The 12858-nt window shown below is 60.0% G+C and carries 12 protein-coding genes; 7 read left to right on the top strand and 5 right to left on the bottom strand.

The window, feature by feature from the left end; all coding sequences use genetic code 11:
• Positions 1 to 140 precede the first annotated feature (140 nt).
• Both gap and tkt read right to left on the bottom strand, forming a co-directional pair.
• Complete coding sequence (gene gap, locus RO069_RS13025; RefSeq protein ID WP_328188065.1) at positions 141 to 1166, bottom strand: type I glyceraldehyde-3-phosphate dehydrogenase; 1026 nt, start codon at positions 1164 to 1166, stop codon at positions 141 to 143.
• Entirely contained in the window at positions 1166 to 3166 is a 2001-nt protein-coding gene (gene tkt / locus RO069_RS13020; protein ID WP_328188064.1) for a transketolase, read from the bottom strand. Before tkt ends, gap begins: the two co-directional genes overlap by 1 nt.
• Before the next feature lie 194 nt (positions 3167 to 3360).
• On the opposite strand from tkt, the gene RO069_RS13015 reads away from it, so the two are divergent.
• The 4 genes from RO069_RS13015 (at position 3361) to metF (ending at position 8172) form a co-directional block, all read left to right on the top strand.
• Entirely contained in the window at positions 3361 to 4374 is a 1014-nt protein-coding gene (locus RO069_RS13015) for an ArsR/SmtB family transcription factor (RefSeq protein WP_328188063.1), read from the top strand.
• Between the two features lie 134 nt (positions 4375 to 4508).
• Complete coding sequence (gene metK / locus RO069_RS13010) at positions 4509 to 5699, top strand: methionine adenosyltransferase (RefSeq protein ID WP_328188061.1); 1191 nt, start codon at positions 4509 to 4511, stop codon at positions 5697 to 5699.
• Positions 5700 to 5895: 196 nt separating this feature from the next.
• Entirely contained in the window at positions 5896 to 7290 is a 1395-nt protein-coding gene (gene ahcY, locus RO069_RS13005) for an adenosylhomocysteinase (protein WP_328188060.1), read from the top strand.
• Positions 7291 to 7302: 12 nt separating this feature from the next.
• A complete protein-coding gene (metF, locus tag RO069_RS13000; protein WP_328188059.1) occupies positions 7303 to 8172 on the top strand; it encodes a methylenetetrahydrofolate reductase [NAD(P)H] in 870 nt (289 codons plus the stop codon).
• Between the two features lie 158 nt (positions 8173 to 8330).
• Here metF and RO069_RS12995 read toward each other — a convergent pair whose 3' ends face one another.
• The 3 genes from RO069_RS12995 to RO069_RS12985 are packed head-to-tail and all read right to left on the bottom strand — an operon-like array spanning position 8331 to position 10061.
• Positions 8331 to 8720, bottom strand: coding sequence for a hypothetical protein (locus tag RO069_RS12995; protein ID WP_328188057.1), 390 nt, complete (start codon positions 8718 to 8720; stop codon positions 8331 to 8333).
• 31 nt (positions 8721 to 8751) lie between these two features.
• The gene (locus RO069_RS12990) at positions 8752 to 9327 is read right to left on the bottom strand and encodes a hypothetical protein (RefSeq protein WP_328188056.1); all 576 of its coding nucleotides are present in this window, start codon (positions 9325 to 9327) and stop codon (positions 8752 to 8754) included.
• A gap of 17 nt (positions 9328 to 9344) precedes the next feature.
• Positions 9345 to 10061, bottom strand: coding sequence for a hypothetical protein (locus tag RO069_RS12985; protein ID WP_328188054.1), 717 nt, complete (start codon positions 10059 to 10061; stop codon positions 9345 to 9347).
• A gap of 97 nt (positions 10062 to 10158) precedes the next feature.
• Between RO069_RS12985 and RO069_RS12980 the strand changes: the two genes are divergently transcribed.
• From RO069_RS12980 to RO069_RS12970, 3 genes are all read left to right on the top strand, one after another.
• On the top strand, positions 10159 to 10917 hold the full coding sequence (locus RO069_RS12980; RefSeq protein ID WP_328188053.1) for a transporter substrate-binding domain-containing protein: 759 nt from the start codon (positions 10159 to 10161) through the stop codon (positions 10915 to 10917).
• Positions 10918 to 10996: 79 nt separating this feature from the next.
• Entirely contained in the window at positions 10997 to 11662 is a 666-nt protein-coding gene (locus RO069_RS12975) for an amino acid ABC transporter permease (RefSeq protein WP_328188052.1), read from the top strand.
• Positions 11663 to 11674: 12 nt separating this feature from the next.
• Positions 11675 to 12421 carry an amino acid ABC transporter ATP-binding protein gene (locus RO069_RS12970; protein WP_328188050.1) on the top strand — a complete coding sequence of 249 codons (747 nt, stop codon included), beginning with the start codon at positions 11675 to 11677 and terminating at the stop codon, positions 12419 to 12421.
• Positions 12422 to 12858 lie beyond the last annotated feature (437 nt).

Here is a 12858-nt window from a genome sequence, read left to right as displayed (position 1 = left end):
TCCCTCCCCTCTCCCCTGGAGGGAGAGGGTTAGGGAGAGGGGGGGGGTAAAGGCATACCCTTAGCGGGACTCTCCCCCTCTCCCCGGCCCTCTCCCTCCAGGGGAGAGGGGGTAAACTACCATTCAGTCCGGCGCTTGATTCACAGGCTCAACCAACGCCGGCTCACATCCAGCATGCGGTTGGCAAAGCCCCACTCATTGTCGAACCAGCACAGCACCTTCACCATGCAGCCTCCCGTCACCCGGGTCTGGCCGCCATCCACAATGCCGGAGTGGGCGTCGTGGTTGAAATCGGAACTGGCCAGCAACTCATCGGTGTACCCCAGGATGCCCTTAAGCGGCCCATTGGCGGCGTTGGCCAGCACGGCATTGACAGCATCCACCGAGGTGGTTTCACGCACGTTAAGCACCATGTCGATGGCGGACACGTTCATGGTCGGCACCCGCATGGCCACGGAGTTGAAGCGCCCCTCCAGGTGCGGCAGCAGGCGCTCGATACCCCGGGCCAGGCCGGTATTCACTGGCACGATGTTGTGCAGCGCGCTACGGGTACGGCGCAGGTCCTGATGGTGATAGGCGTCGATCACCGGCTGGTCATTCATGGCCGCATGAATGGTGGTCGTGCTGCCCTGTTCCACCCCAAGCGCATCATCCAGCACCTTGATCACCGGCACCAGGCAGTTCGTGGTGCAGGAGGCCGCCGACACGATGCGATCCTCCCGTGTCAGGTCCCGGTCGTTGACCCCGTAGACCACCGTGCGGTCCACGTCGGGTTCCGCCGGCTGGGAGAACAGTAGCCGCTTTGCGCCGGACGCCAGGTGCTGCTCCGCCGTCAGCCGGTCACTGAACGAGCCGGAACACTCCAGCACCAGGTCCACATCCAGCCGGTCCCATGGCAGGTCGGCAGGGTCCGCATGCCGGAGCACTTCCACACGATCCCCGTTGACCACCAGCGCATCGTCATCGGTGCGCACATCACCCTGGAAGCGACCATGGGTGGAATCGTAGCGGGTCAGGTGGGCAATGGTCGCCAGGTCCGCCAGCTCGTTGATGGCCACCACCTGGAACTGCTGGCGGTAGCCATTCTCATACAGGGCGCGCAGCACACACTGGCCGATACGGCCATAGCCATTGATTGCAATACGTGCAGGAGCGCCTTTTGTCATCAGTTATCCAGCAGATCAACAGCGGTGTCGACGATATTGTCGACGGTAAAGCCAAACTCACGGAACAGGTCACCCGCCGGGGCCGACTCACCAAAGCTGCTCATGCCAATCACCCGGCCATCCAGGCCCACATACTTGTACCAGTAGTCCTCAATGGCCGCCTCGATGGCAATGCGGTTGGTAACGTCCAGGGGCAGCACCTTCTGCTTGTACTGGGCACTCTGGGCATCGAACACATCGGTGGAGGGCATGGAGACCACGCGGACCTTGTGGCCCTGCTCCCGGAGCTTGCCCGCCGCATCCTGGGCCAGACCGACCTCGGAGCCGGTGGCGATCAGGATCAGGTCGGGGGTGCCCTTGTCGTCGGACAGGATGTACCCGCCCTTTGCGATATCCGCCAGTTGCTTGTCATTCCGGTCCTGGTGGGGCAGGCCCTGACGGGAGAACACCAGTGCCGTGGGGCCGTCGGTCCGCTCCAGCGCCGCCTTCCAGGCCACTGCGGTCTCCACGGTATCCGCCGGGCGCCAGGTGCTCATGTTCGGCGTGGTACGCAGGCTGGCGAGCTGTTCAATGGGCTGGTGCGTGGGGCCGTCCTCGCCCAGGCCAATGGAGTCGTGGGTGAACACCAGGATGGAGCGCTGCTTCATCAGCGCCGCCATGCGCACAGCATTACGGCAGTATTCCATGAAGATCAGGAAGGTGGCGCCGTAGGGCACGAACCCCCCGTGCAGGGCGATACCGTTCATGATGGCGGCCATGCCGAATTCACGGACACCGTAATAGATGTAGTTGCCGCTGGCATCGTCTCTGGTCAGCGGCTTGCTGTCGTTCCAGATGGTCAGGTTCGATCCGGCAAGGTCGGCGGAACCGCCCAGCAGTTCCGGCAATGCCGGGCCAAAGGCGTTCAGGGTGTTCTGGGACGCCTTGCGGGAGGCGATGGTCTCGCCCTTCTCCTGGCACTCACGGATATAGGCATTGGCCTTGTCCGCGAAGTCTGCCGGCAGGTCGCCGTTCATGCGGCGCTTCAGCTCGGCCGCCAGCTCCGGCTCGGCCTTTTCATAGGCGGCGAAGGCATCGTCCCACGCCTTCTGGGCGGCGGCGCCCTTCTCCTTGGCATTCCAGGCCTGATAGATGTCATCGGGAACCTCGAAAGCGCCGTGGTTCCAGCCCAGCTTCTCACGGGTCAGCTGGATTTCGTCCTCACCCAGTGCCGCGCCGTGGCAGCTCTCGGTGCCCTGCTTGTTCGGGGAGCCGTAACCGATGATGGTCTTGCAGCAGATCATGGTGGGCTGCTCGGTGTTGGCACGGGCACTCTCGATCGCCGCGCGGATGGCGTCGGCATCGTGGCCGTCCACCGCCGGAATCACCTGCCAGCCGTAGGATTCGAAACGCTTGGGCGTATCGTCGGTGAACCAGCCGTCCACCTCACCGTCGATGGAAATGCCGTTGTCGTCATAGAAGAAGATCAGCTTGCCCAGACCCAGGGTACCGGCCAGGGAGGCCACTTCGTGGGAAATGCCTTCCATCAGGCAACCATCACCCAGGAAGGCGTAGGTGTAGTGATCCACGACGTTGTGGCCGGGACGGTTGAACTGGGCCGCCAGGGCCTTCTCGGCCACCGCGAAGCCAACGGCGTTGGCAATACCCTGGCCCAGCGGGCCGGTGGTGGTCTCAACGCCCGGCGTATAACCGTATTCGGGGTGCCCCGGCGTTTTCGAATGAAGCTGGCGAAAGTTCTTGATGTCGTCAATGGACACGTCGTACCCGCTCAGGTGCAGCAGCGAGTACTGCAGCATGGAGCCATGGCCGTTGGACATAAGAAAGCGGTCACGGTTGGCCCATTTCGGGTCGGCCGGGTTGTGGCTGAGGTAATCGTTCCACAGCACCTCGGCGATATCCGCCATTCCCATGGGCGCGCCCGGGTGGCCGGACTTGGCTTTCTGAACCGCATCCATGCTCAGCGCGCGAATGGCGTTGGCGAGATCTTTACGGGACGGCATTGACGTTTCTCCAGTATTGGGTCAGGAAACATTGAGGAAAAAGAAAGGCGCGTATTTTCGCCGATTAGTGCCCACGGGAGCAAATCAACATCGCGCGTTTGCCGGTGTGGATATCCGAAGCCGCTGAAGTCGTATATCAATTTTTTTTGATATACATGTTGATCAAGCGCTGAACACCCCCTAGACTTGCCACCATGAACAGTCTCAACACCCCACAACCACCCCAGGGCCTCAACGCCCTCGCCCCACTCTACAAGGCCTGCGGCGATCCGCTGCGCCTGGAGATATTGCGGGTGCTGCGCCGGGATACCTTCGGGGTCATGGAACTGAGCCAGCTGTTCGAGGTACGCCAGTCAGGCATGAGCCACCACCTCAAGGTGCTCAACAAAGCCGGTTTGCTGGAGCCCCAGCGGGAGGGCAACGCCATCTTCTACCGTCGCCCCCTGCACCTGGACACCGAACACACCAACCTGATGGACGACGCGGTCCGCCAGATCTTCCGCACCATCGACCAGATCCCGGTGGCAGGCCACCTGCAGGAAAAGATCGAAGCCATTCGTAACCAGCGGGCGGATCAGTCCCAGGCGTTCTTTGCCCGCCACGCGGAACAGTTCCGGGAACAGCAGGAACTCATTGCCGCCTTCGACCTGTATGCGGACCCCACCGCCGAGCTGATTCGCGGACGGGCGGCCCGGCACCAATGGCGCTCGGCGCTGGAGATTGGCCCCGGGGAAGGTGCCTTCCTGCCGGTCATCGCCGATATCTGCCCCCGTGTGGTGGCGGTGGACAATTCCGCGGACATGCTGCGCAAGGCAAAACGGACCTGCGCCGACGAACAACTGGAAAATGTTGAGCTGGTGGAGGGCACCACCGCCACCCTGCTGCCCCGGAGTGAACGGTTTGACCTGGTAGTGGCCAACATGGTGCTGCACCACGTTCCCAGCCCGGCGGATATCTTCCTGGAGGCCAGCGAGCTGATGACCGACGGCGGCTACCTGGTGATCAGCGACCTGCGCAGCCACGACCAGGACTGGGCCCGGGAGAACTGCGGCGACCTGTGGCTGGGCTTCGAACCCGAGGAACTGAACGCCTGGGCCAATGACGCCGGCCTGGAAACCGGGGAGTCCATGTTTATCGGCCTTCGCAACGGCTTCCAGGTGCAGGTGCGGGAGTACCGGAAACCCGACCAGGACAATCTGGCCCAATGAGACAATGAATATCAAAAATTTTTGATATAAAATCCGTTACCATTATAGAACGTATCGGTTAACAACCCGAACCAACATCGTCATTTGTGATAAAGGGCAGGACCTGCCCACCCAGCTCAAGAGGAGCCTGTGCTATGTCTGACTACAGCATCTTCACATCCGAGTCGGTCTCCGAGGGCCATCCGGACAAACTGGCCGACCAGATCTCCGATGCGGTACTGGACGCCATCCTGACCGACGACCCCCACGCCCGCGTCGCCTGCGAAACCATGGTCAAAACCGGCGTGGCCATCATTGGCGGTGAGGTCACCACCAGCGCCTGGGTGGACCTGGAAGACCTGGTGCGCGGCGTCATCAAGGACATTGGCTACACCTCCTCCGATGTGGGCTACGACGGCGATACCTGCGGCATCATCAACATCATCGGCAAGCAGTCCGTGGACATTGCCCAGGGTGTGGACCGCCAGAAACCGGAAGACCAGGGCGCCGGCGACCAGGGCCTGATGTTCGGCTACGCCAGCAACGAAACCGAGGTACTGATGCCGGCCCCCATCACCTACGCCCACCGGCTGGTGGAGCGCCAGGCGGAAGCCCGCAGGAGCGGCCTGCTGCCCTGGCTGCGCCCGGACGCCAAGAGCCAGGTCACCTGCCGCTACGAGAACGGCAAGGTCACCGGTATCGACGCGGTGGTGCTGTCCACCCAGCACGACGAAGACGTCACCCAGGCCGACCTCAAAGACGCCGTGATGGAACTGATCGTCAAGAACGTGCTGCCGGCGGAACTGCTGCACAGCGACACCCAGTTCCACATCAACCCCACCGGCAAGTTCGTGATCGGCGGCCCCGTGGGCGACTGCGGCCTGACCGGCCGCAAGATCATTGTCGACACCTACGGCGGCATGGCCCGCCACGGCGGCGGCGCCTTCTCCGGCAAGGATCCGTCCAAGGTGGACCGTTCCGCCGCCTACGCCGGCCGTTACGTGGCCAAGAACATCGTCGCCGCCGGCCTGGCAGAGAAATGCGAGATCCAGGTGTCCTACGCCATTGGGGTGGCGCAGCCCACCTCCATTTCCGTGAACACCTTCGGCACCGGCAAGATCGGCGATGACAAAATCATCCAGCTGGTTCGGGAGCACTTTGACCTGCGCCCCTACGCCATCACCAACATGCTGGACCTGCTGCACCCGATGTACCAGCAGACCGCAGCCTACGGCCACTTCGGCCGCGAGCCGTTCGAGATGACCGTGGGCGGCAAGACATTTACCGCATTCCCCTGGGAGAAGACAGATCGGGCGGCTGCACTGAAAGACGCAGCCGGAATCTAACCGAGCGACTTCCCGAAGGTTAGAGAGGCTCCGGGGTGGGGGTTCCTGCGCAGCAGCACCATGGATGGTGCGGTGCAAGGTCGGTCCAGGGAAGGACCGTGAATTGCAGCGGAGCAGGAACCCCCACCCCGGAGCCAGGCACCCAACCTGAAGTCTTCCGAAACGCCAGACACGAAATATTCGACAGGAGAACACCATGAGCACTCCGGCAGAACAACTGAACACCACCAGCGACTACAAAGTCCGCGATATCTCCCTGGCCGGATGGGGCCGCAAGGAAATCAACATCGCCGAAGGCGAAATGCCGGCCCTGATGGCCCTGCGCCACAAGTACAAGGCCGAGCAGCCCCTCAAGGGCGCCAACATCATGGGCTGCATCCACATGACCATCCAGACCGCGGTGCTCATCGAAACCCTGGTGGAACTGGGCGCCAACGTCCGCTGGTCCTCCTGCAACATCTTCTCCACCCAGGACCAGGCCGCCGCAGCCATTGCCGAAAGCGGCGTGCCGGTCTTCGCCTGGAAGGGTGAGACCGAGGAAGAGTACGAATGGTGCCTGGAGCGCACCGTGGGCGCCGACGTGGAAGGCTGGGAACCCAACCTGATCCTGGACGATGGCGGCGACCTCACTGCCCTGCTCCACGACAAGTACCCGGACATCCTGGCCAAGTGCCACGGCGTCACCGAGGAAACCACCACCGGCGTCCATCGCCTGCAGGAAATGCTGCGGGAGAAGACCCTGAAGGTGCCGGCCATCAACGTTAACGACGCGGTCACCAAGTCCAAGAACGACAACAAGTACGGTTGTCGCCACAGCCTCAACGACGCCATCAAGCGCGCCACCGACCACCTGATGGCTGGCAAGAAGGCCCTGGTAATCGGCTACGGCGACGTGGGCAAGGGCTCCGCCGCCTCCCTGCGCCAGGAAGGCATGATCGTCAAGATCACCGAGGCCGACCCCATCTGTGCCATGCAGGCGTGCATGGACGGCTTCGAGGTCGTGTCTCCCTACATCAATGGCGAGAACACCGGCGCCGAAGACAGCATCGACAAGGCCCTGCTGGGCAATACCGACCTGCTGGTCACCACCACCGGCAACATGAACGTGTGTGACGCCAACATGCTCAAGGCCCTCAAGAGCGGCGCCGTGGTCTGCAACATCGGCCACTTCGACAACGAGATCGACACCGCCTACATGCGGAAAAACTGGGAGTGGGACGAGGTCAAACCTCAGGTCCACGTGGTTTACCGCGACAAGGCGGCCAATGACCACCTGATCCTGCTGTCCGAAGGCCGTCTGGTGAACCTGGGCAACGCCACCGGCCACCCGTCACGGATCATGGACGGTTCCTTCGCCAACCAGGTGCTGGCGCAGATGTACCTCTACGAGCGTCGCTTTGCCGAGCTGCCCTCGGCCGAAAAGGCCAACGGCGTCTACGTCAAAGTGCTGCCCAAGAAGCTCGACGAGGAAGTGGCCCGGGCCATGGTGGAAGGCTTTGGTGGCGTGATCACCAAGATGACCCCGGAACAGGCCAAATACATCGGTGTACCGGTCGAAGGCCCGTACAAGCCGGAAAGCTACAAATACTGATCGGACAGCAAGATGGAATCACAACAACAGTTCAAGCGCCGCTTCAGCTTCGAGTTCTTCCCGCCCAAGACCGACCAGGGCCGGGAAAAGCTGCAGACAGTGCGCAACCGGCTCGCCGAGGTGGACCCGGATTTCTTCTCGGTCACCTTCGGCGCCGGCGGTTCCACCCGAGACCGCACCATTGAAACCGTGCTCAACCTGCACAACCAGGGCATTTCCACGGCCCCCCACCTGTCCTGCGTGGGCGGTACCCGTGAAAAAATTGCCGAGCTGCTGGATATCTACAAGGAAAGCGGCGTCAACCGCATCGTCGCCCTGCGGGGCGACATGCCCTCGGGTATGGGGGCGGCAGGTGAACTACGCTACGCCAACGAGCTGGTGGAGTTCATCCGGGAGTACAGCGGCGATACCTTCAACCTGGAAGTGGCCGCCTACCCGGAATTCCACCCCCAGGCCCGCAACGCCGAGGAAGACCTGCAGAACTTCGCCCGCAAGGTGAAGGCCGGTGCCAACAGCGCCATCACGCAGTACTTTTTCAATGCGGACAGCTACTTCTACTTCATCGACCGGCTGGAAAAGATGGGCATCACCATTCCGGTGGTGCCGGGCATCATGCCCATCGTCAACTTCTCCAGCCTGGTGCGCTTCTCCGACATGTGCGGCGCGGAAATCCCCCGCTGGATCCGCAAACAGCTGGAAGCCTACGGCGATGATTCCGAGAGCATCAAGCGGTTCGGCGAGGATGTGGTCACCGACATGTGCGAACGGCTGCTGGCCGCCGGCGCCCCGGGACTGCACTTCTACACCCTGAACCAGGCGGACGCCAGTCTGAAGATCTGGAACAACCTGGGCCTGGCCAACCGGGACAAGATTTCGTTCTGATTACAGCCCAGACCTTTTGGAGCCCTGCCAGCCTCCGCTGAACGATGGCTGGCAGGGCTTTCCCTACCCAGACGGCCCTTCAACAAGCGCGCCCGACTACCGGCCCTGAATACACTCATGCCTGTCGGTCACTGACACCAGCCGGCAACAATCACCATTCATCGTTTGATCGCCATCCGCCCTCGAATCCACATCGTTGCCGCAAAAACGAGAGCATTAACTGCAAATGCAAGGGCAAGTTCGTATCCCCTAAGCGGATCAAAGGAGAACCACCAACTCAAGCCCGCGAGAAGCTGTAACAAAAAGAAGTAGATGACCGTACTGAAACCGGCGATTACCGAAAAAACCATCACTACAGCGTAGTTCGGTACCGAATTTCCCCAGCGGTACTTTACAAGCAGCAAGCCGGCCACGACGGTCGCCAGCGCGTGTCCAGATACCCCGTTCCAGGTATTGGTTATGACGTTTACCAATAGCATCAACGCCGATATCCCCAGGAACATCAGGACAAAGAACAGGAGGTCTCCCCACCAGGCTCTTAACGTCATTTCACCGCCACCTACCGGCATAATCGTTATTTCAGTTTACTGGAGAGGAAGGATTAACCGGTGTGCGCCGAGTTCTCCTTTCTAGTTCACGATTCGCTGTCTCGCCAGTGGAGTATGAAGCTTCACCGATTCCGGTCAGAACAACAGAAGCCGCGAATCCCACAACGTTGCCTCTGGTTACGCCGTTAGCAATCATTTGCCATACACTGGCACCGACTCCATAGGCACCCGGATTGATCCCCGCCACACTGCTAAAACGCCCGAACTTTCTATGGAACTCAACAATTTCTTCCAGTTCGTCGTTCGTCAGCGACCAGCGTTCCCATCGCGGCTGTGCAATAACGAGAGCAACCTTACCCTGTAACTGACCATAAAAAGGGCGATGAGAGTTCTTGTACTGGTCAATGATCTGCATGACTTCCCGCCTCTGGTGGGTTTCGATATGGCGGTACAGAATCAAGCCAGCCATCGCCGCCACGACCTGATTGTAGTCTGCATCACGCGGAACAACCCGTTCCGGAATCTCAATAATCTCCGCAAGCATCAGGGCCGCTTCCTTTTGGCTTTCCGGCGTTTCGTAGGGAAGCAAATTCAAATACTCAGACATGTCCTTATCTCCACTTTCTATTTGAAGGTACAGTGCTCGAGAACGTTTCCGAGCGCACTTTTTACAGCTTCCAGCTCCAGTGCGTCTTCCTGTGAATCCGCCAGCGTCGGCACAAACTGGATACTGTTCAGCCAGCCCTGGCCCTGATCGAGCCAGTAGGCGTGTAGTTGGGTCTGTTCGTCCATCTGAACGCGTAGCACTTCACCGTGCCCCTGGTGCATCACAAACTGTTCAACGCTTCCTATCTCGTAGGGGAGCTCACTGTAGAAATAGGGGATAAACGTTTCTCCAGTGACAGGGAAACCATCCTTGGACATGGGCGTATACTCAACCCGCCCTTCTCGCTGTCGCCGAATTGTCCAGATCTCAAAATGAGTTCCTGCGTCCATACCAAAACTCAGAGTTTCGGATTCACCAGGGTCAAAGGCCTCATCGATGAAAAAGCCGGGAGAAGTATCGTATTTGCTGATGTCGCACTGGATATGACCGGAAGGACTGGTATAGCGGCTTTCCTGAACATCGCCCTGCAGTGACTGACTCGCGACCGCACAAGGCGCCGCCTGGACCAGTAGGCTGGCGATGATAAACAGAAAAGGTACGCGTGCATTGCTCCGTTGCACTTGGGATCCCTCCATGGGCAAAGTCACATGACCATAAGGGGTTTCAGGCCCTGATTCAAGCCATAGGGCTGCCAGGTCGCGTCGCAACACGGTGCCAGTGCTGATAGACAACATTCAGATGATTCCTTCAGTTTCATGGCAAGCCACCTGCAAAACATCTGTAACTGGTCTATGCTCTTAGGCGTATGTTCCTAATCTGAAAGGAGATCCCATGAACACCAACTGGCTGAAACCCCTTGGCGTGGCTGCTGCGCTGTCCTTCACTGCCAATGTGGCCTCTGCGGAGACCCTGAAGGTGGTGACGGATCCGAGCTTTGTGCCCTTCGAAATGATGGATCAGGAAACCGGCGAGATGATCGGTTTCGACATGGAAATCATCGCGGAAGTGGCCAAACGGGCCGGGTTTGAGTACGACCTGCAGACCATGGACTTCAACGGCATTATTCCGGCACTGCAGACCGGCAACGTGGATATCGCCATTGCGGGTATCACGATCACTGAGGAGCGTGAAGAAATCGTCGACTTCTCCGATCCCTATTACGACTCCGGTCTGCGCATTCTGGTCCGTGAAGGGAACGAGGATGTCGAGGCTCTCGAAGGCCTTGAAGGCAAGAAGGTCGGCACCAAGATCGGCAGCACCAGCTACGACTATCTGGTGCAGGAGCTCGAGAATGACGACGGTGTTACGCCGTACCCGGGCAGCTCCGATATGTACATGGCCCTGATGTCCCGCTCTGTTGATGCTGTCTTCTACGACGCGCCGAACGTTGGTTATTTCGCGAAGACCAAGGGCAAGGGTGAGGTCAAAACCGTTGGTCCGCTGTATGAAGGCCAGCAATATGGCATCGCGCTGGTCGATGGCAGCGAATGGGTCGACGACGTCAATGAAGCCCTGGCCAGCATGAAGGAAGATGGTACCTACAAAGAGATCTATGAGAAGTGGTTCGGCCCCATGCCGGACGATATGTAACCTGTCCTGCCAGTAGCGACTGTCAAGCCGGGCCCCAGGGGCCCGGCTATTTCCATTGAACTGAACGGAGAACTACCACGTGGCGTTCGAGTTTGACTGGCAGGCAGCCATCGATTCGATCCCCTATCTCGCTGAGGGGATTCCCTACACCCTGTTGATTTCGTTCGGCGGCCTGTTCATCGGTTTTGTCCTGGGCATCATTTTCGGGCTGCTGAGCATCAACAAGCATGCGATTTTCCGATGGCCGGCCACCGCCTATATAGAAGTTTTCCGGGGCACTCCCATCCTGGTTCAGGTGCTGTTCATTTTCTACGGCCTGCCTGATCTCGTTGGTTCTCCGATCCATCCGTTGGTGGCGGGCATCGCGGCTATCGCACTGAATTCAGGGGCCTATATTTCGGAAGTGGTCCGCGGGGGCGTGCAGTCCATCGACAAGGGGCAGACCGAAGCCGGGCTTTCCCTGGGCCTGTCCCGCACCCAGACCTTCTGGTCCATCGTCTGGCCCCAGGCCTTCCGCCGGATGATTCCGCCCCTTGGCAACCAGGCCATCGTGTCCATCAAGGATACGTCGCTGTTCTCGGTCATCGGTGTCGGTGAACTGGTCCGTCAGGGTCAGATCTACATTGCCAATACCTTTACCGCCTTCGAGGTGTACTTCGTGGTCGCCATTCTCTACCTGATGATCACCCTGTCTCTCTCACTGGTCCTGCGCTTTGTTGAGCGGCGCGGTCTGACGTCGGTTTAAGGAGCGGATGCAATGACCGAGATCGTAAAAATCCAGGACATGAACAAGTACTTTGGCAAGCTCCATGTCCTGAAGGATATCAACCTGACCGTCAGGACCGGCGAAGTCGTGGTGATTATTGGCGCCAGTGGGTCCGGTAAATCCACGCTGATCCGCTGTGTGAACGGACTGGAGGAGTATGAGTCCGGCAAGCTGGAAGTGGACGGCCACCCCCTGGAGCCCAAGGGGGGCAACCAGAAATCCCTCCATGAGATCCGCAAGGAAGTGGGCATGGTGTTCCAGCAGTTCAACCTGTTCCCTCACCTGACAGTGAAGAAGAACATCATGCTGGCGCCGATGAAGGTGAAGAACGAGTCCCAGGTGGTGGCCAACGGTACCGCCGAGCGCCTGCTTCAGCGAGTAGGTATCGCCGACCAGGCCAGCAAGTACCCCAGCCACCTGTCCGGTGGCCAGCAGCAACGGGTGGCCATTGCCCGGGCCCTGGCCATGGAACCGCGGCTGATGCTGTTCGATGAGCCCACGTCAGCCCTGGACCCGGAGATGATCGGCGAGGTGCTGGATGTGATGCGGGAACTGGCAAAGGAAGGGATGACCATGATGGTGGTCACCCACGAGATGGGCTTCGCCCGCGAGGTGGCCGACCGGGTGATCTACATCCATCAGGGACAGATTGTGGAGGAAGGCAAGCCCCAGGATGTGTTTGATAATCCTCAGAATGAGCGGACTCAGTCTTTCCTTTCCCGGGTTTTGAAGCACTAACTAACAGCCTGGAAGCCCCCATCTAAAGCTGGGCCCTCAACGTGTGGGGGCTGGACTGGGGGTGGATGGGGTGCTTTCTCCGCCGCAATTCAGGGGCCGTCCCTGGCACCCGCCTTGCTCCGCGCCATCCATGGCGCTGCTGCGAAATCACCCCATCCACCCCCAGTCCGCTCTGACAGGTGAGTTACCGCCTTCCGCACGCTCACCCCCGGAGTGCCATCAATACTTTCCCCTCGCCACCGCCGATCAACCAAACAAAACAACACAACCTCGTCATGGCAGCTCTTTGATCTTTGATGAGTCCTCCTAGAGGTCCGTCGGACGGGTGGTACAGGGGAGGATTTCGCAACAGCGCCAGGGAAGGCGCGGAGCAAGGCCGGTCCAGGGATGGACCGTGAATTGCGGTGGAGAAAGCCTCCCCTGTACCACGCGGCCAG

Source organism: Marinobacter sp. OP 3.4 (assembly GCF_036224885.1).
Classification (GTDB): Bacteria; Pseudomonadota; Gammaproteobacteria; order Pseudomonadales; family Oleiphilaceae; genus Marinobacter.
The sequence above is the reverse complement of the archived record's forward strand: the minus strand, read 5'-3'. Positions and strand labels throughout refer to the sequence as shown.

Bases quoted from the DNA above. Each gene is read 5' to 3' on its own strand.
- tkt (WP_328188064.1), bottom strand. From the start codon at position 3,166: ATGCCGTCCCGTAAAGATCTCGCCAACGCCATTCGCGCGCTGAGCATG.
- RO069_RS13015 (WP_328188063.1), top strand. From the start codon at position 3,361: ATGAACAGTCTCAACACCCCACAACCACCCCAGGGCCTCAACGCCCTC.
- gap (WP_328188065.1), bottom strand. From the start codon at position 1,166: ATGACAAAAGGCGCTCCTGCACGTATTGCAATCAATGGCTATGGCCGT.
- metF (WP_328188059.1), top strand. From the start codon at position 7,303: ATGGAATCACAACAACAGTTCAAGCGCCGCTTCAGCTTCGAGTTCTTC.
- RO069_RS12980 (WP_328188053.1), top strand. From the start codon at position 10,159: ATGAACACCAACTGGCTGAAACCCCTTGGCGTGGCTGCTGCGCTGTCC.
- RO069_RS12995 (WP_328188057.1), bottom strand. From the start codon at position 8,720: ATGACGTTAAGAGCCTGGTGGGGAGACCTCCTGTTCTTTGTCCTGATG.
- RO069_RS12990 (WP_328188056.1), bottom strand. From the start codon at position 9,327: ATGTCTGAGTATTTGAATTTGCTTCCCTACGAAACGCCGGAAAGCCAA.
- metK (WP_328188061.1), top strand. From the start codon at position 4,509: ATGTCTGACTACAGCATCTTCACATCCGAGTCGGTCTCCGAGGGCCAT.
- RO069_RS12985 (WP_328188054.1), bottom strand. From the start codon at position 10,061: ATGTTGTCTATCAGCACTGGCACCGTGTTGCGACGCGACCTGGCAGCC.
- RO069_RS12970 (WP_328188050.1), top strand. From the start codon at position 11,675: ATGACCGAGATCGTAAAAATCCAGGACATGAACAAGTACTTTGGCAAG.
- ahcY (WP_328188060.1), top strand. From the start codon at position 5,896: ATGAGCACTCCGGCAGAACAACTGAACACCACCAGCGACTACAAAGTC.